14 protein-coding genes and 1 pseudogene are annotated in these 18,857 nt (G+C 66.9%); 2 read left to right on the plus strand and 13 right to left on the minus strand.

Annotated elements, in window-relative coordinates; all coding sequences use genetic code 11:
* Positions 1 to 13: 13 nt before the first annotated feature.
* From M4D77_RS05125 to M4D77_RS05165, 9 genes and pseudogenes are all read right to left on the minus strand, one after another.
* A pseudogene (locus tag M4D77_RS05125) lies at positions 14 to 911 on the minus strand (hypothetical protein).
* Between the two features lie 59 nt (positions 912 to 970).
* Complete coding sequence (locus tag M4D77_RS05130; protein ID WP_065632323.1) at positions 971 to 2,143, minus strand: MlaD family protein; 1,173 nt, start codon at positions 2,141 to 2,143, stop codon at positions 971 to 973.
* Entirely contained in the window at positions 2,140 to 3,288 is a 1,149-nt protein-coding gene (locus M4D77_RS05135) for an MlaD family protein (RefSeq protein WP_259935678.1), read from the minus strand. The genes M4D77_RS05130 and M4D77_RS05135 overlap by 4 nt, the downstream gene beginning before the upstream one ends.
* A gap of 11 nt (positions 3,289 to 3,299) precedes the next feature.
* Positions 3,300 to 4,400: an MCE family protein gene (locus M4D77_RS05140; protein WP_259935700.1), complete on the minus strand. Its 1,101-nt coding sequence runs from the start codon at positions 4,398 to 4,400 to the stop codon at positions 3,300 to 3,302.
* A gap of 41 nt (positions 4,401 to 4,441) precedes the next feature.
* The gene (locus M4D77_RS05145) at positions 4,442 to 5,431 is read right to left on the minus strand and encodes an MCE family protein (protein ID WP_259935679.1); all 990 of its coding nucleotides are present in this window, start codon (positions 5,429 to 5,431) and stop codon (positions 4,442 to 4,444) included.
* On the minus strand, positions 5,428 to 6,462 hold the full coding sequence (locus tag M4D77_RS05150) for an MCE family protein (protein ID WP_065632321.1): 1,035 nt from the start codon (positions 6,460 to 6,462) through the stop codon (positions 5,428 to 5,430). The genes M4D77_RS05145 and M4D77_RS05150 overlap by 4 nt, the downstream gene beginning before the upstream one ends.
* On the minus strand, positions 6,459 to 7,796 hold the full coding sequence (locus M4D77_RS05155) for an MlaD family protein (protein WP_259935681.1): 1,338 nt from the start codon (positions 7,794 to 7,796) through the stop codon (positions 6,459 to 6,461). The genes M4D77_RS05150 and M4D77_RS05155 overlap by 4 nt, the downstream gene beginning before the upstream one ends.
* A 10-nt stretch (positions 7,797 to 7,806) precedes the next feature.
* Positions 7,807 to 8,673: an ABC transporter permease gene (locus M4D77_RS05160; RefSeq protein WP_055476553.1), complete on the minus strand. Its 867-nt coding sequence runs from the start codon at positions 8,671 to 8,673 to the stop codon at positions 7,807 to 7,809.
* A 1-nt stretch (position 8,674) separates the two neighbouring features.
* On the minus strand, positions 8,675 to 9,532 hold the full coding sequence (locus tag M4D77_RS05165; protein ID WP_065632319.1) for an ABC transporter permease: 858 nt from the start codon (positions 9,530 to 9,532) through the stop codon (positions 8,675 to 8,677).
* 313 nt (positions 9,533 to 9,845) lie between these two features.
* On the opposite strand from M4D77_RS05165, the gene treZ reads away from it, so the two are divergent.
* Positions 9,846 to 11,636, plus strand: coding sequence for a malto-oligosyltrehalose trehalohydrolase (gene treZ / locus M4D77_RS05170; RefSeq protein WP_083207473.1), 1,791 nt, complete (start codon positions 9,846 to 9,848; stop codon positions 11,634 to 11,636).
* Positions 11,637 to 11,681: 45 nt separating this feature from the next.
* On the opposite strand, the gene M4D77_RS05175 is transcribed toward treZ, so the two are convergent.
* Both M4D77_RS05175 and ilvA read right to left on the minus strand, forming a co-directional pair.
* Positions 11,682 to 12,008: a hypothetical protein gene (locus M4D77_RS05175; protein WP_065632318.1), complete on the minus strand. Its 327-nt coding sequence runs from the start codon at positions 12,006 to 12,008 to the stop codon at positions 11,682 to 11,684.
* A gap of 147 nt (positions 12,009 to 12,155) precedes the next feature.
* The gene (gene ilvA, locus M4D77_RS05180; protein WP_065632400.1) at positions 12,156 to 13,532 is read right to left on the minus strand and encodes a threonine ammonia-lyase IlvA; all 1,377 of its coding nucleotides are present in this window, start codon (positions 13,530 to 13,532) and stop codon (positions 12,156 to 12,158) included.
* 232 nt (positions 13,533 to 13,764) lie between these two features.
* Between ilvA and M4D77_RS05185 the strand changes: the two genes are divergently transcribed.
* Positions 13,765 to 14,751: an SMP-30/gluconolactonase/LRE family protein gene (locus tag M4D77_RS05185; protein WP_259935682.1), complete on the plus strand. Its 987-nt coding sequence runs from the start codon at positions 13,765 to 13,767 to the stop codon at positions 14,749 to 14,751.
* On the opposite strand, the gene M4D77_RS05190 is transcribed toward M4D77_RS05185, so the two are convergent.
* Positions 14,694 to 14,963 (minus strand): hypothetical protein, encoded by a 270-nt coding sequence (locus M4D77_RS05190; RefSeq protein ID WP_055476140.1) that lies wholly within the window; start codon positions 14,961 to 14,963, stop codon positions 14,694 to 14,696. The genes M4D77_RS05185 and M4D77_RS05190 overlap by 58 nt on opposite strands.
* A 141-nt stretch (positions 14,964 to 15,104) precedes the next feature.
* Positions 15,105 to 18,647 (minus strand): DNA polymerase III subunit alpha, encoded by a 3,543-nt coding sequence (gene dnaE, locus M4D77_RS05195; protein WP_058251733.1) that lies wholly within the window; start codon positions 18,645 to 18,647, stop codon positions 15,105 to 15,107.
* Between the last annotated feature and the right edge of the window lie 210 nt (positions 18,648 to 18,857).

Consider the following 18,857-nt stretch of genomic DNA (forward strand, 5'->3'; position numbering starts at 1 on the left):
GTGTCGGCCCGGATCAGCCGCCCGGCGCGGGCTGTGGTGCCGGCGAAGGCTGGGGTGCCGGCGAAGGCTGGGGTGCCGGGCAGCGACTGCGACGGATCGATCTGACCGCTGGGGCTCCCCGGCGGGCCGTCGACCTCGGACACCAGCCACTTGCCGTCTTCCTTGCTCAGGTCCAGACGGAAGACCATCAGGCTGGTTCCGCCGCTGGGCAACTTGACGCTGCGGCCGGTCACCTCTGCCATCACCACGGTCTTGGCGGTGTCGGCATCGGCGGTCTCGACGGCGACCACACTGATCGTCGAGGACACCTCGATGTTGAGGGACTCCACATTGGCCTCGGTGTCGGCCCGTTCCTGCTCGAGGCGGTTGCGCAACTCCCCCGTCGACAGCGGACCCAGCAGTTCCTTCGAATTGCCCGCGTTGTCGGCGTTGAGTGTCGTCACGAGCTTCGTGACGAAGTCGGCCGAAGCCGCCTTGGAATCGGCGAAGGCGTCGGCCTCCTGCTGGAGGTCGTAGGCGCGCCAGCCGAAGAACGCCACCAGCGCGATGAGAGCAACCGCGACGATGGCGGCGAGAACCTTCTTGATCCCGCCGCCGGTGACCGTGAACGAGATCTCGCGGCGATCCGAACCCGCCTTCGATGATGCTGCCGGCGACGGGTCACCCGCGGCACCGGAGGCGTCGACACCGTCGGTCTTGGACGTGCTCGCCGCCGTGCCGGTTCCGCTCCGTCGAGCCGACTTCCCCCGCGGCGTCGCCGCGGTCCCGGCGTCATTCGTGTCCTCCGCGCTCGTCGCCCCATCGGTGTGATCGGCTGCGACAGCCCCGCTCTCGGGCGACGTGCTGTCGGCCTTCTCGTCCGTCGGATTCACGTCGGTATCAGTACGATCTGGGTCATTCCGGTCAGTCATCTACAGGTCACACAACTTGTCTGTCGTCGTCGAGTGGCCGTCAGTCGTCGAGCGGCCCATCACTTGTCGAGCGGAACGGTACGGGCGTTCGGGTCGTAACCCGGCGGCGGTCCCGCGGTGTCGTCGCCCGGTGGCCGCGGCGCATTGGCCGAGCCACGGATCTGCTGACGCGGATCCTCGGTCACACAGTACAGATTGGTCGGGATGGTCAGCTCGAGGATCTGCGTCGGCCGCCGCGGCGTCACCGGGTAGTTGCAGCTCGGACGCGGGTACACCGACCCGAAGGCCCACCACGCACCGTCGTGGAACATGGTGAGGCTCTTGACACTGGCATCGCGGATCGCGGGGAACAGCGTCGCAAGCGCCGGTGCACGCAACGCACCCTGCTCGGCGATGTCGACGAATTGCTTCGTCACATCGGTGATCGGATCCGTCAACTGGTTGATCGACCCGGCCAGGCTCGTGAACTGTGAGGGACCCCGGTCGAGGAGCTCGCGGAGTTCCCTGTCGGAGGCAGCCGCCGAGTTGACCAGCGAACTCAACCCCGCCACCGTCGTGCCGAGGTCGGGCTGGATCTGCGCCGTCGTCTTGAAGATGGTCCCCGCGTTCTGGATGAACTTGGTGGTCTCCGGCAGCGCGGTGTACAGCTTCGCGAAGATCGTGCCACCGGAGTCGAAGATGACGGACAGGTCGTTCATGCCGTCCTCGTCGTAGAGGGCGATCTTCAGATTGTCCACGGCGGAACGGAGTTTCGCCGGATCGATCTGGTTTATCAGTTCCAGCGAGGACTCGAGCAACTGCGAGAACGGCACGGTGACCTCGGTCTGGTCGGCCCGGATGACGTCCCCGTCCTCCAGGTAGGGGCCATCGGAGGTGTCCGGCTGGAAGTCGACGTACTGCTCGCCCGCAGCCGACAGACCCAGTGCCGCAACAGTGGTGTCGCGGTTGATCTTGTACCGGTCCTCGACCGTGACGACGACCTCCACCGAATCCGGTTGCACCCGAACGGTGTCGACGTCGCCGATGCGCGCGCCGCGCAGCGTGACCCCAGACGTCTCCTGCAGACCGCCGGAGATCGGGAACTGGATGGTGAGCTTGTACTTGTCGGCGAACGGTTGCCACCGCAGGATGCCCAGGGCGAGATAGCTGAGTCCGACGACCATGACCAGTACCAGGGCGATGTTGCCCACGAGTACCGAATTCCGGCGTAGGACACCGAATATGCCGCTCATCCGCAACACCCCCTCGTCCCCGTGATCCGCGCCAGCAGACGGGTCAGTGTCTGCTGCAACGCCGCCGAACCCTCGTCCACGTCCTGGATCTCGGGCAGTCTGCTCGCCGAGTCGAAGCCGACACCCGGGCTGAGCCAGTAGACCTTCGACGACACCGCCGCCGCGCTACCCGGTGTGGACTTGACCCACTTCGGTGTGAGCTCGTGCAGGTTGTCGGCCAGCGATCCGAGTGGGCCGGCAGCCTGCCGGAGGCCGGCCAGCACCGTCGACAGATGGCCCAGCATCTCGACCAGGTTGTCTTGATCGCTGTCGAGGAAGTCGTTGGTGGCCGCGGTGACCTGCTGGGTCTTGTCCAGCGTGGTCAGGATCGTGGCGATCTGCCCGTTCAGCGACTCGAGCGCCGGACCCAGTTTGTTGATCGACGCCATGATCTGCGCACGCCCGTCGGCGAGCTGTCCGCTGAGCACCCGCGTGGCGGCCAGCGACCGATCGACCGCCGCCGAACTCTGGTTCAGCTTCCGGATACCGGTGGTCAGGCCCCGGATCGCGCCGTTGAGATCCGACGGGTTCGTCGCGACCGCGCTGCTCAGCTCGGTGAGGATGATCGTCAACGAGTTCAGCGAACCGCTGTCCACGACCCCGCTCATGCTGATCAGCAGATCCTCGACCGTCGCCGCGGCCGACGTCGGACCGGTGAGCGTGTCCCCGTCCACCATCAGACCGTCGCGCGCCTCGATCGGCGGCAGCAGGGCGACGAAGACGTCGCCCAGCGGTGTGGCCTGGCGGAGTTCGGCGCCGGTCCCGACCGGGAGCTTGGTCTTCTTGCTGACCTGCATGGTCACCACGGCGGTGTAGTCCTTGGCGACGAGGTCGGTGACCTCTCCGACATCGGTTCCGTTCAGCTTCACCTTCGCCTGCGCCGGCAGGTTGAGCGCGTTGGCGAAGTTCGCGGTGATCGTGATCGAGTCACCGATGCCGCCCGGTGCGGGCAGCGGGATCTGCTCCACCGTGAGACTCGGGAGGAGTCCGCAACCGGTGAGCCCAATGAGCGCCGCGAGCAGCACCGCCATGACCCCGCCTCGGCGGACCCGGCCGGGGGATCGCACAGGGCGCCCGGGACCGTCCGAACGGTTCAGCGAATCCATTGTCGCCGTTCTCATTTCGTCAACTCCAGCATCGCCGAGTAGATACCGAGGTCGGGACCGAAGTCCTTGAGCTTGCCCGTTCGGCAACCGTCCTTCTGCAGGTTGATCGCCTCACAGAACTCGGCGAGGAGTTCGTTGTCGAGGAGCGTCTTGTCGAGCAGCACCTGCGCGCGCCACGCTCCCTGTTCGGCCGAGATCGAGTTGCTCAGGTTCTGGAAGAGCAGCGGGCCGACGTCGACCGTCTCGACGACCTGCCGCGAGTAGTCCCCGAGATTGGCGGTCAGCGCGGCGAGCCGGTCGAACGACACCGACATGGTGTTGGTGTTGTTCTGCAGGAACACGGTGGTGTTCTGCAGCGTCTGATTCAGGTTGGCCAGGGTGGCGAGCAGACCGGGCGCCTGGTCTCCCAGCAGCTGCGACACCTGGTTGACCGACTCGGAGAACGCCGTCATCTTCGGATAGTTCTGCACCAGGGTGGTGGTCAGACCCTCGATGGTCTCGAGGATGTCGACGAGGGCATCGCTGTTGCCCGCCACCACATCGGACGCCCCGCCGAGTTCGTCGAGCGCCGCCCGGATCTCCTCGCCGTTGCCGGTGGCGATGCCGGAGGTGATGTCGATCATCTCCGCGAGCGGGCCGGGTCCTTCTCCCTCACCCTTGAGTGCCACCACCAGACCGTCGATGGCGTCGAACAGTTCGCCGACCGACACCGGGGCCTTCGTCTCCTTCAGGACCGACCCGTCCTCGAGCTTCGGCCCGCCGTCGTAGGCGGGTGACAGCTCGACGTGGCGGGTGGTGACGATCGAGGTGTTGACGATCGCCGCCGTGGCGTCGGCCGGGACGGGGACGTCGCTGTCGATCGTCATGGTCACCTTGACGCGCTCGCCCTGCGGTTCCACCGCGGTGACCTGACCGACCGGCATGCCGAGGACCGCGACGTCGTTGCTCACGTAGAGCCCGGCGACGTTGTCGAAGTAGGCGGTCACCTCGATGGCCTGGCCGACCGCCGCCTTCCAGCTCCCCGGGATCATCGAACAGCCGGAGAGCCCGAGGATGCCGAGCAGCGCGACCCCGACCAGCAGGATCGGGCGGCGGAGTCCGTGGGCGTGCATCGTCGTACCTGCCGTCGTGTCCGGGCTCATCGTTTCCGCGCTCAGCATCCGTCCACCACCCGGGCCAGGCACAGCCAGTTGTCGGGGAAGATGCCCCACGGCAGATAGCCGTTCGCGTAGGGCCCGTCGCCGATGACGTTGTTGGTCAGGCGCGCGGTGACCGGGAGGATCTCCAGCAACTTGCGGAGGTTGTTGCGGTTTTTCTCCAGGCCCTGGGTGATCGTGTTCAGGTTCGCCATGATGGGCGCGAACTGGTTGGCGTTCTCGCCGGCCACCGCGGTCGCCTGCTCGGTGAGTTCGGCGATGCCGTCGAGCATCCGGGTGACCAGCTCTTCACGCGCGACGATCTTCTGGGTCAGGTCGCGTCCCTGACCCACGATCACGGCGAGCTGGGCCTGATTGTCGTTGACGATGTTGGTGATCGTCTTGGTGTCGGCGATCAATTGGTTGATCTGGTCCTTGCGATTGGTGATGACCTTCGACATCTGGGTGAGCGCCTCGAAGGTCGGCTCGGTGATCGCCGGCACGCCGGCGAGTTGCCGGTTGAGGGTGCGGATGCTCTCGGAGAGCGCCCGGTCGTCGATCCCGGTCAGGATCGGCGCGCCCGCCTCGATGGTGCGCTGGAGATCGTAGGGCACGGCGGTCTTCGCGATGTGTCCGTCGGGTGCATCCTCCGGCGAATCCCCCAGCGACACATCGATGTAGCGCTGACCCAGCAACGTCGACATCTTGATCTCGGCAGAACCGTTGGACGTCACCCGGACGTCGCTGTCGACCTTCATGGTGATGGCCACGTGCTGTCCGGCGAGTTCGGTGTCGGTGACCTCACCGACGTCGATACCGGCGACGCGGACCTTGTCCCCCGGCCGGATACCGCCGGCCTGGGCGAAGTCGCCGGTGAGGGTCTTCTTGCCCAGATGCGCGGTCGCGAGAGCGGTCACGCCGAGCAACAGGGCGACGATGACCACGGCGCCGATCACGCCGAACCACACGCGCCGGTTGTCACGGAAACTCCTGCGGAACCAGCTCATCGGCACACCACCGAGTGATTCGTGCCGCCGATCTTGTTGAAGATCCCGGGCGGTAGCAGGACGTCGCCGATCGCGACGTCGAGATCACATGCATAGATGTTCAAGTAAGCGCCCTCACCGAGCACGAGCGGGAAATGACCGAGGAAGATCGGCGCGTCGACCGCCATCCGATCGAGTTTGGCGCCATTGCTGATCAGCGTGTTGGTCGCGATCCGGCCGTCCGTGGCGGCCTCGGCCAGACTCTGTCGGCTCTCACTCAGCACGTCGGCGAATCCGCTTGCGGTGCGCCCGATGTCGGTCACCGCACTGCCGAACGCCGCCGAGTTCGAGTTGAGGTTGGCGATCAGCGCCGACATCGACTCGATGACGGTGCCCAGCTGGCCGCCCTGGCGCGACAGGTCGCGCATGACCGCGCTCAGGTTGTTGATGATCGCGCCGAGCACGACGTCCCGGTTGGCCGTGTCCTCCGCGAGGCGGCCGACCTCGGCGACCGTGTAGCTCAAGGACACCGAATTGCCCTGGAACGCCTGGATCAAGCCCTCGGACAGGGCGTTGACCTGTTCCGGGGTGAGGGTCTCGAAGACCGGCTGGAACCCGGCGAGCAATGTGGTGACGTCGAAGGAGTCCTCGGAGGGGAGCTCGAGCGTCGACCCCGGATCGAGGGGCCGACTCTCCCGGTCCGGGACCAGCGTCAGGTTCAGATATCGCTGCCCGATGAGGTTCTGGTAGCGGATCGCCCCCCGCGTGTTGGTGTAGACCTGCTGGTTGTCCTGCACCTCGAAGGTGACCCGGGCACGGCCGTCGGCGAGTTCGATCTGGTCCACACGACCGACGCGGACACCGGCCATGCGGACGTCGTCGCCCGTGGCGAGACCCGAGGCATCACCGAAGTAGGTCGTGTAGCTGTTGGTGGTCCCCGGCACCGAGCGCTCCAACGTCGAGAAGATCACGTAGGTGACCAGCAACGCGGCGATCCCGAAGATGGTGAAACCGATCAGCGGTTTGCGGATCGATTCCGAAGCCGCGCTCATCGTCCTCCTCCTTGACCTTCGCCGCCCCGGCCCGCCTCGGCGGCGTTGCGCACCTCGAGCGTCTGGACCAGCGGTCCCAGCATGATCGTGTCCGCTGCCGACGGGGTACGGCGCAGGACGGTGCCGAGCGTCTTGTTGTCGGCATCGGTGGTGACGTTGCCGACCGGCTTGTTCCGGCGCATCCCGTCGGAGGGATAGATCGCCAGCGGACCAGACATCGTCGGTCCCGTGCCGGTGCCGGGCCCCACGCAGCCCGGGCCGCGCAGGGTGCCGTACGGACCGCCGTCGTACACCGGGCAGTTCTGCCGGGTGTAGCGCTGGAAGGCGCCGAAGCTGACACCGATGTTGAGCTGCACGTGGCCGTTGGTGCCGGTGAACACCGTCAGCACCCGGGCGGCCAGGTTGTTCAGCGCGATCACGCCCTGCGGCAACGAGTTCGGCTCGAGGACGAGCGCTCCAAGCATCCGGTTCAGATCGGTCACCAGACGCTGACCGCTGTTGCCATTGCGCGCGAACAGCAACTGGGTCTGGTCGAGCAGGCCCTGACTCGCCGTCAGCACCGCGGTCAGGTCACGCTGCTTCTCCGCGATGGTGATCGCCGGGATCACGCTGCGGCCCAAGGTGTCGAGCAGTTGCGGCGCCGATTGCGCGAGGCCGGTGAGCGCGGCGTCGAAGTTGTCGAAGCCCGGGGGCGCGCCCGGCGGGAACTGGGCGTTGATCGAGTCGAAGTAGTTCCGCAGCACGGGGACGAACGACCCGAACACCGAGCCGCCGCCCTTGAGCGCGTCGGCGATGACGCCGAGCACCTGCGCCAGTTCCTCCGGCGGCACCGCGTCGAGGATCTGCTTCAGCTCGTTCTGGGCGTCCTGCAGCTTGATCGTCTCGAGCGAGTCGTCGGCCGGGATCACGTCGCCGGCGGACAGCCGGTCGGCTCCCACCTCGGCGGGCGGCACCAGCTCGACGGAGTTGACGCCGAAAAGGTTCGACGGAACCGTGCGCGCGGTCACCGAGGCGGGAATGCCCTCGGCCTGCGCCGGCTCGATGTCGATGGCGACGTTCCTGATCAACCGGGACGCGTCGGCCTGTGCGGAGTCCTCGACGCTGATCGACTTGACCGTGCCGACGATCAGCCCGTTGTAGCGGACGTCGGCACCGGTGGACAGCCCGTCGCCGACATCGACGAGGTCGGCGGTCACGGCCACCGTCTTGCTGAACGTGCCCTGATACCGCATGAACAGCAGCACGAAGATCACCAGCAGGACGAGCAGGAAGGCGACTCCGCGCAGCACGTATTGCAGCAGCGAGGGATTGCGCCCGTCGGTCGCGATGTTCACGGTCTCCCCCTCATCCCGAGATCTTGATCCCGGGCGACGTGCCCCAGAACACGAGTGTCATGACCAGGTTCGCGAACACGATGACGATGATCGCGAGTCGGATGGCATGTCCGGCAGCAACTCCCACTCCTTCGGGACCACCTGAGGCGAAGTAGCCGTAGTAGCACTGGATGAACGTCGTCAGTAGGACGAAGACGATCACCTTGAAGAACGAGAACAACATGTCCCACGAGACGAGGAACTGGTTGAAGTAGTAAAGATAGGTGCCCTCGCCCTGACCGCTCTGCAGCATGAACATGAATTGGCAGGCGAGGTAGTTGGCGGCCAGCGACACCGAGTAGAGCGGGATGATCGCCAGGACGGCCGCACACATCCGCGTGGTGACGAGATACGGCAGCGGCCGGATCGCGATCGCCTCGAGGGCGTCGATCTCCTCGGCGATGCGCATCGAGCCCAACTGTGCGGTGAACCGGCAACCCGACTGGGCGGTGAACGCGGTCGCGGCGAGCAGCGGTGCGATCTCGCGGGTCGTCGCGAAGGCGGACAGCCCGCCGGTCACCGGGGACATGCCGAGCAGATTGAGGGCGGTGTAGCCCTCGATACCCACGGTCGCGCCGCCCATGATGCCGAGGATCACCATGACACCCACGGTGCCGCCACCGACGACGATGGCGCCGTTGCCCCAGGCCACGTCGGCAAGGAGGCGCCACACCTCTTTGCTGTAGTGACGGAACGCCAGCGGCACCGCGGCGATCGAGCGGACCAGGAAGGTGATCAGATGGCCCATCGCGGCGAGCGCATCGCGCGGACCGCGGTACACCGCCTTGGCGGCCTCGAGCGGCCGCAGGGCCGGAGGTACATACCGTGACGCGGTCATCTCACACCACCCTCGACGGGAACAGGATCGCGAACAGCTGCGTGAGGATCACGTTCACCGTGAACAGCAGCAGGACCGAGTTGACGACAGCGGCGTTCACCGAGTTGGCCACACCCGCAGGCCCGCCCTTCGTCGAGAGGCCGCGATCGCAGGCGACGATGGCCACGATCGCGCCGAATATGACGGCTTTGGCCAACGCGAACATGAGGTCGGCGGTGGTGGCGAAGGACGCGAAGGTGCCGGTGTAGCTACCCGGTGTGCCGCCCTGGAAGTAGACGTTGAAGACGTAGCCGGTGATGAACCCGACGAAGCAGACGAACCCGCAGAGCAGGAAGCTGACGACCATCGTCGCGAGGAGTCGCGGCGAGATCAGACGCTCGATGGGGTTGACGCCCATGACGCGCATCGCGTCGATCTCGTCGCGGATGGTGCGGGATCCGAGGTCCGCGGCGATCGCCGAGCCGACGGCGCCCGCGAGGAGCAGCGACGTCACCAGCGGTGCACCCTGCCGGATCACACCGAGACCCGTCGCCGCGCCGGAGAACGACGTGGCACCGACCTGACCGGCGATGTTGGACACCTGGATCGACACGATGACGCCGATCGGGATGGCGACCAGGAGGGTCGGGAAGACCGAGGTGCTGGCCATGAAGGCGCACTGACGGATGAACTCCCCGAACGGGAACCGTCGCTTGAAGAGATCGACGAAGAGGGTCCGGAACACCTCGACGAACATGCCGAGCTGGCGACCGAATGTGTCGAACGAGGCAACGACATGGCCGTCCACCCACGACCGCACCGCCCCCGGCCTCTTGCGACCCACCTCCGCGTCGTCCGAGGTGACTGCGTTAGTGCTCAAACCCTGCCCTTGCGTCTCGGCTTACCCGTTCACCGGCCGTCAGGTCGCGATGGCGCGTGTCGACGTCGACGCGCGTTCTCGTTCCCGCAGACCCGCTTCGCGTGCCCCCCGTGGGCATGAGCGCCGCGGGTAACATACCCCACTTCCCTCGTCCGAATGTGTCCGGCCTCACACTAGCGCCCGACTGCACCTGTCCGAGGTCCGACATACCTTGCATGATGTGACGAATCCCCCGACCGCTGCCGCTGTTGCCCAGAGCACGATAACTTGGTCGGACGACCAGCGGGAACAAAACCTACCACTTCGTTCCAATGTGGAGCCCTTCCGATCACCGCGATCACTGGGCGAACTCCGGGTCTGGGCACCGAATGCGCAGGTCGTCGAGCTGGTGATCGGGTCGTCCGCGCAGGACCCGGCCGCGGACCGGATCACCATGACGGCAGGCGCGGGCGGGTGGTGGCAGGTGGACACCGCACCGGGAACCGAACCCGTCGAGGAACTGCGCTACGGATTCTCGATCGACGGCGGACCGGTGCGTCCTGATCCGCGGGCCGTGCGCCTGCCGGACGGGGTGCACGAACTGTCGGCATTGTTCACCGTCGACGACGCCGGATGGACCGACGCAGACTGGACCGGTCGCGACATCCGGGGAGCGGTGGTCTATGAGCTCCATCTCGGCACCTTCACCCCGGAGGGCACGCTCGACTCCGCCATCGGCCGGCTCGACCATCTCGTCGACCTGGGGGTCGACTTCGTCGAGCTGATGCCGGTCAACGCGTTCAACGGGGTTCACAACTGGGGCTACGACGGCGTCGGCTGGTACGCGGTGCAGGAGACCTACGGCGGACCGGCAGCGCTGGCCCGGTTCGTCGATGCCTGTCACGCCCGGGGACTCGGTGTCGTCCTCGACGTCGTCTACAACCATCTGGGTCCGTCCGGCAACTACCTACCCGACTTCGGGCCCTACCTCTCCGAGGGCGTCACATCCTGGGGATCGTCGGTCAATCTGTCCGATCCGGACTCCGACGAGGTCCGTGCGTTCATCGCCGGTACGGCCCTGCGGTGGTTCACCGAGTTCCATGTCGACGCCCTGCGCCTCGACGCGGTACACGCGCTGGCCGACCACCGCGCCGTGCACATACTGGAAGAACTCGCCGCCGCCACCGACGATCTCGCCGTCGAACTCGGGCGACCGCTGTCGCTGATCGCCGAGAGCGACCTCAACGATCCCCGCATGATCTCCCCGCGCAGCGTCAACGGACTCGGGCTCACCGCGCAGTGGGACGACGACATCCACCACGCGATCCACACGCTGGTGTCGGGCGAACGGCAGGGCTACTACGGCGACTTCGGGAGCTACGGCTGCCTGGAGAAGGTTCTCACCGGCGGGTTCTTCCACGACGGCACCTATTCGTCGTTCCGGAAACGCCGTCACGGACGACCGATCCCGACCGACCGGCTGCCCGCGTCGGCCCTCCTCGCCTACACCTGCAACCACGATCAGATCGGCAACCGGGCGATCGGCGACCGCCCGAGCGCCTACCTCGACGGCGGACAGCTGGCGATCAAGGCGGCGCTGGTCCTGCTGTCCCCGTTCACCCCGATGCTGTTCATGGGTGAGGAGTGGGCGGCCGCGACACCGTTCCAGTTCTTCACCTCCCACCCGGAGCCCGAACTGGGCCGAGCCACCGCGGAGGGGCGCAAATCGGAATTCGCCGAACACGGCTGGGACAGCGACGACGTGCCCGATCCGCAGGACCCGGCGACGTTCGAGCGGTCGAAGCTGGACTGGACCGAACTCGACGATCCCGCACACGCGCGTGTGCTCGACTTCTATCGAACTCTCATCGCCTTGCGGAAAGCCGAAGCCGCGCTGTCCGATCCGGCCTTCTCGTCGGTGTCCGTCGACTTCGACGAGGCGGCCGGATGGTTCGCGATGCATCGCGGTGACTGGTCGGTGGTCTGCGTTCCCGGCGCCGCACCGGTGACCGTCCCGATCTCGCTCGACGTCGAATTGGCGTGGCAGTCACCGAGTTCCGAGGGCTCCGAGCTCGCCTCGCCGGGTCACAACGTGATCGTCGGCCGCCGTGGTGACGGCTCATAGCCCGAAGTCGCGTGTACCGCGGCTCCGGGCCATGAAGTCAAGTGGTCAGACGGCGTCGCCGCCGTCGATACTGCCGAAGTCGCCGACCTCGACGTTGCCCTCGTCGTCGACCGCGGTGTCGAAGATGCCGTCGCAATCGGTGTCGGCGACCGCGATGTCGGTGAGGCCGTCGGCGTCGGTGTCGGCCTCGATGACGTCGATCTCGCCGTCAGCATTGGTGTCATAGGCGATGGAGTCGGCCTGGCCGTCGCCGTCGGTGTCGAGGATGGCGTCGGTGGTGCCGTCACCGTCGACGTCGGTGAGTGCGGCGTCGACGGCTCCGTCGCCATCGGTGTCGACGAGAACGGCGTCGGCGGGGATCTCGGTGCTCATGGGGTTGTCCTTCCAAGTGACGAGGCGCTGTGGTGGTGCAGTGCCTCTGGGCGGTTCATGTACTTGGAGGCGGCACCGGACGCGAATGTTCCCGTGGTCTGGTGAGTCATCCGAATGGTCGACGCCGGAGTTTCGCGGCCCCGATTCTCAGGTCAGGTAGGCGTACGCCGGACTACCCGGCTCGAGCCGCTCACAGTGCAGCCGGGAATGGGCCATCCGGTCCATCAGGTCGCCGAGCCCGTCGCGGTGTCCCAGCTCGACGCCGACGAGGGCGGCGCCGGTCTCCCGGTTGTTGCGTTTCACGTACTCGAACAGCGTGATGTCGTCGTCGGGTCCGAGAACCTCGTCGAGGAAACGCCGCAGCGCACCCGGCTCCTGTGGGAAGTCGACCAGGAAGTAGTGCTTGAGTCCCCGGTGCACCAGCGAGCGCTCGATGATCTCGCCGTACCGGGACACGTCGTTGTTGCCGCCGGAGACCAGGCACACCACGGTGGAGTCCGCGGGCAGCTGCAGTTTGTCGAGGATCGCGACGGCGAGAGCACCCGCGGGTTCGGCGATGATTCCCTCGTTCTGGTAGAGCTCGAGCATCGCCGAGCAGATGGCGCCTTCATCGACGTGGGTTATATGCGCGGTTCCCGGCACGGGCGCGTGACGCTCGTCGGGTACCACGCGTGCGGCCGGGACGTCGGTGATGCTCGCCAGCACCGGGTGATCGGTCACTGTCGCGCCCATCTCCGACAGCACCCGGTGCCCGATGGTCCCGATGCGCTTCACCGCCGCCCCGTCGACGAACGGGTCGATCTCGGCGAGGGTCACCGGTCCCCCGTTGACGAGGGCAGCGCTCAGCGACACCGCGCCGGTCGGTTCGACACCGACGATCGTGACGTGCTCGGACAGGCCGCGGAAGTAGGTGGCCATCCCGGCCAGGCATCCCCCGCCGCCGACCGGCGCGACCACGACGTCGGGAACACGACCCAGCTGTTCGACGATCTCGTGCGCGATGGTCCCCTGACCGGCCGCGGTCCGCGGGTCGTCGAATGCATGGATCCACGCGGACCCGGTACGCATCACGTCGTCCTGAGCAGCGGCCGCGGCGGCGTCGTAGGTGTCGCCGACCGCCTTGAGTTCGACGAAGTCGCCACCGTGCCAACGGATTCGATCGCGTTTCTGCTTGGGCGTGGTGGTCGGGACGTAGATGCGTCCGGGCACCTGCATGCTCCGGCATGCGAACGCGACCCCCTGGGCGTGGTTGCCGGCGCTGGCCGCGACGACGCCACGCGACAGCTCCTCGGCCGACAGCTGCGCCATCACGTTGTAGGCACCGCGCAGTTTGTAGGAACGGACGGCCTGGAGGTCCTCGCGCTTCAGGAAGATCTCGGCCCCGGTGTCGGCGGACAGCCGCGGGCAGATCTCGAGCGGGGTACGCGCCACCGCGTCGGCGATACGGATCGATGCGGCTTCGATCGCGTCTACCGACAACGCCTGTTGATGGACCGGGACGTGGTGCGTACTCACGACAGCCATGTTCTCACTGTCTGCCGGTGATCCGATGTCGCGGGTTCCGACGCCCGTCCGCGACCGCGTCGTGGGTGGTGGCATCGCGGCGCCGGATGAATCGCATCGCGGCACATTCGCGCACCCGATGGCGTAACACTGGACGGGTGCGTTTGACAGCGAGCCGGACGGGAATCTTCCCGACAACCGTCTCGCCCAGCCATCGCCGACGGCGACCAGCCTCACCGACCAGGGAGCAGCCATGACAACTCGTCGAACCTTCCCACCCCGCACGCGACGCCTGTCGCGACTGGCCGCGCTCGGCGCGGCCGCCGCCCTGGCGGTCGGGCTCGGCGCCGCCGTCGACCCCGCCCCGGCCGCGGCCGCCCCCGTGTGTGCGGGTGCCGGACAGCCGGCGCGACTTGTCGGGTCGGTGCCCGGCGCGGCGCTCGAGGGCCTGACCGTCGACGCCGCCGGACGCCTCTACACCACCGACCTGATCACCGGTCGCGTGTATCGTCTGGCCGGACCGGGCGCACCTGCGGTTCCGATCGCACGCGTGCCGGGCGGGAGCGGAGCGGGTGCGCTGGCGTGGACCCCCGGCGGCACCCTGCTGGTCGGATACGGCGCCGACCCGCGTGTCTTCGTGGGCGACGCGCTGCGACACGCATCCATCGCCCGGCTCGACATCAATACCCGCGCCCTGCGGGCCTGGGTGACGGGACTTTCGGCGGCCAACGGGATGGACGTGTCGGCGCGCGGAAATGTGTACGCCACCAACGACTTCGGCAATCTCATCGGTCGGGTGAGCCCCACCGGCGCCGTGCAGGCCGCCTGGGGAGCGCTGCCGAGCGCGAACGGAGCAGTTCTCGGACGCGGCGACGGGTGGCTGTACGTGTCGAGGACCTTCGTGAACCCGGGCGTCAGCCGGATCTCCACTGCGAATCCGCGTGTCGTGCAGAACCTGCTCAACGTGGGTGCGCCATCGACGCCGGACGGACTGACCCTCGATTCACGCGACCGACCTGTGGTGCCGTTCAACGCGACGGGTGAGATCGTGCGCGTGACGGCGCCCGGAAGCTACTGCGTGCTCGCGACGGGCCTACCGACCTCGAGCGTCGTGTCCTACGGACGAGGCGACCGCGGGTTCTCGGCCGGACGTCTCTTCCGCGCCGGATTCGACGGACGGATCTACGAGATCCCCGGCGGGTTCGATGCCGGCGCGACGGCCGCCGTCCCCGGCAGGTAGCGCTCGCCCCACCACACCGCGAGCAGCGTCAGCCCGCTCGCCCAGGCGGTGACCGCGAGTGAGCCGAGGAGAACGAGGCTGACCAGTGCCACCACGACCGCGGCGGCGACGGCGTGCGCCTTGTGGACCGGCCACTGCGCACCCAGGACATCGACGGTGCGGGGCTGCCGCGATGCCGGACGACCGGGGTCGACGTCGATCAGAGTCGCCATGTCGGATCACTCCCTCACTGGCCGGGTGCGCTGGACGTGCCGTCGAGTGTAGCGCAGAACGAACGAAAATGTTCGGCGACCCGAATCCTGAGTCACGGCCGGGTGAAGTCCGTCGAGCAGGCGACCCTCACTTCAGCCGCGTCAACTCAGACAGCTTGGCCCCAGGAGGGCCTTGAGGTCGCCCATCAGCGCCGAACTCGGGGCCACACGTAACGACTCGGTCAGTTTCAGCTGGGTCTGCCGCTTGTCGCTGACGAGCGTCACGTGCACGTCGGCCATGCCGGGATGCCGGGTCAGCACCTGCTTGAGCGCCGCCACGCGGTCGGGGGTGCAGAGTCGCGCCGACAGTGTCAGGGCCACCGGTTTGGTCGCCCCCGCGGTTTCCAGATCCGGCACCGCGAGATCGTTCGCGCTGATCATCATGCTGTCGTCGCGCAGGTTGACGCGCGCCTTGATCAGGACGATGTTGTCGGCGACGATGTCCATCCCGTACGCGACGTAGGCCCGCGGGAAGAAGTACACCTCGACTCCACCGACCATGTCCTCGAGGGTCACCGCGGCCCACGGCTCGCCCTTCTTGTTCACCCGCCGGGTCACCGAGGAGATGATGCCGCCGATGGTGATCTGGGCGCCGTCGGCGACGTTGCCCTCGAGGAGCGTCGAGATCGAGGTGTCGGTGTGCGCGGCGATCGCATGCTCGACGCCGCTGAGCGGATGGCCGGACACGTACAGCCCCAGCATCTCCCGCTCGATGGCGAGCTTGTGCTTGGTGTCCCATTCTTCTTCGGGCACCTTGACCGCGAACACCTCGGCCATCGAGTCGTCGGCACCGCCGGCGTCGCCGAAGAGGTCGAACTGTCCGATCGCCTCGGCCTTCTTGGTTCCGATGACCGATTCGACGGCCTCCCCGTGTACGAGGAACAGACCCTTGCGCGGGTGTCCGAGTGAGTCGAAGGCGCCGGCCTTGATCAGCGACTCGGTCACCTTCTTGCTGCAGGCGGTGACGTCGATCTTGCCGAGGTAGTCGGAGAAGTTGGTGAATTTCCCCTTCTCCTCGCGCGCGGCGATGATCGAACCGACGACGCCGGAGCCGACGTTGCGGATCGCGGCGAGACCGAATCGGATGTCCTTGCCGACCGCGGCGAAGTTCCGCTGCGACTCGTTGACATCGGGCGGCAGCACGGTGATCCCGAGCTTGCGACAGTCGGCCAGGTAGATCGCGGCCTTGTCCTTGTCGTCACCGACCGAGGTCAGGAGGCCGGCCATGTACTCGGCGGGATAGTTCGCCTTGAGATACGCGGTCCAGAAGGACACCAGCCCGTAGCCGGCGGCGTGCGACTTGTTGAACGCGTAGCCGGCGAACGGCAGGACGGTGTCCCACAGCGCGGTGATCGCGGCCTGGGAGAAACCGTTGTTGCGCATGCCCTCCGCGAAGCCGTCGTAGGCCTCGTCGAGGATCTCCTTCTTCTTCTTGCCCATCGCGCGACGCAACAGGTCGGCCTGTCCGAGCGAGTACCCGGCGACCTTCTGCGCGATCTGCATGATCTGCTCTTGGTAGACGATGAGACCGTAGGTCTCCGACAGGATCTCCTTGAGCGGCTCCTCCAGCTCGGGATGGATCGGCCGGATCTCCTGCAGACCGTTCTTGCGCTTGGCGTAGTCGGTGTGGGCGTTCACACCCATCGGGCCGGGACGGTACAGCGCGAGCACGGCGACGATGTCCTCGAACCCGGTGGGCTGCATCATCTTCAGGAGTTCGCGCATGGCGGCGCCGTCGAGCTGGAACACCCCGAGGGTGTCACCGCGGGCGAGCAGTTCGTAGGTCTTCTCGTCTTCGAGCGGCAGCGAGTCGAGGTCGAGATCGATTCCCCGGTTGAGCTTGATGTTCTCCAGGGCGTCGCCGATGACGGTGAGGTTGCGCAGACCCAGGAAGTCCATCTTCAGCAGGCCGATCGCCTCACACGACGGGTAGTCCCAGCCGGTGATGATGGCGCCGTCCTGCGCGCGCTTCCACACCGGGATCGCGTCGGTCAGCGGCTCCGAGGACATGATCACCGCACACGCGTGCACACCGGCGTTGCGGATCAGACCCTCCAGTCCGATCGCGGTGTCGTAGATCTTCTTGACGTCCGGATCGGTCTCGATGAGCGTGCGGACCTCGGCGGCCTCGTTGTAGCGCTCGTGTTCGGGGTTGGTGATACCCCAGACCGGGATGTCCTTGGCCATGATGGGCGGCGGCAGCGCCTTGGTGATGCGGTCGGCGATCGCGAATCCCGGCTGACCGAACTGGACGCGCGCCGAGTCCTTGATCGCGGCCTTCGTCTTGATGGTGCCGAACGTGATGACCTGGGCCACCTTGTCGCTGCCCCACCGGTCGGTCGCGTACCGCACCATCTCGCCTCGACGACGGTCGTCGAAGTCGATGTCGATGTCGGGCATCGACACCCGCTCGGGGTTGAGGAACCGCTCGAAGAGCAGGCCGTGCGGGATCGGGTCGATGTTGGTGATGCCCAGCGCCCAGGCCACGAGCGAACCGGCCGCCGAGCCACGGCCCGGGCCGACCCGGATGCCGACCTCGAGAGCGTGGCGGATGAGGTCGCCGACGACGAGGAAGTAGGCCGGGAACCCCATCTGGATGATGACGTCGAGTTCGTAGTTGGCGCGCTGCAGGTACTCCTCGGGCACCTCGGTGCCGGCGAAACGACGCTCCGCGAGTCCCTTCGCGACCTCTTTGCGCAGGAACGTCTGCTGCGTCTCACCGTCGGGGACCGGGAAGACCGGCATCCGGTCGCGGTGGGTGAAGACCTCTTTGTAGGACTCGACGCGCTCGCCGATCTCCAGGGTGTTGTCACACGCCCCGGGGACGATCGAGTCCCACTGCTCGCGCATCTCGGCCGCGGACTTCAGGTAGTAACCGTCGCCGTCGAACTTGAACCGGGTCGGATCGGAGAGGGTCTTGCCGGTCTGCACGCACAGCAGCGCCTCGTGCGCCGCGGCGTGCTCCTTGGTCACGTAGTGGCAGTCGTTCGTGACGATCGGCTTGATGCCCAGCTTGCGACCGATCTCGAGCAGACCGTCGCGCACACGCCGCTCGATCTCGAGCCCGTGCTCCATGAGTTCGAGGTAGAAGTTGTCCTTGCCGAAGATCTCCTGCCACTTCGCCGCGGCCTCGAGCGCCTCGCGGTCGTGGCCGAGCCGGAGCCGGGTCTGCACCTCACCGGACGGGCACCCCGTCGTCGCGATGATCCCCTCGGCGTGCTCGGCGATCAGGTCCACGTCCATCCGCGACCACTTGCCGAGCTGCCCCTCGATCGACGCCAGGGACGACAGCTTGAACAGGTTGCGCAGCCCGGTCGCGTTCTCGGCGACCATCGTCATATGGGTGTAGGCACCCGAGCCGGAGACGTCGTCGCTCTTCTGATCGCGGGTGCCCCACTGGATTCGTTTGGTGTCGAATCGTGAGCCGGGGGCGATGTAGGCCTCGATGCCGATGATCGGCTTGATGTCGTTCTTGACCGCAGTGTTGTAGAACTCGCTGGCGCCGAACATGTTTCCGTGGTCGGTCATGCCGATCGCGGTCATTCCCAGACGTTTGGCCTCGGCGAACAACGGGGACACCTTCGCCGCACCGTCGAGCATGGAGTACTCGGTGTGGTTGTGCAGGTGTACAAACGAGTCCGTCACGGCGCCTCTTCTGTCGAGATCAGTCGGTAGATGTCGGGTCAGTCGTCAGATGTCGGTTCGGTCGGCGGTCATCGGCACCCGGGAGAGTGCGCCCGAAGGCGGTCGGGCGGGTCCGAGTCCGGGTCCACTCTAGGCGCGTGCACCGACACCGCCGGGCTCCCACTCCGCGTCGTGACGGATGGGACAGCTGTGGTAGCGGAGCCGGTTCGC

Source organism: Gordonia sp. p3-SID1431 (assembly GCF_025143765.1).
Taxonomy (GTDB): domain Bacteria; phylum Actinomycetota; class Actinomycetes; order Mycobacteriales; family Mycobacteriaceae; genus Gordonia; species Gordonia hongkongensis.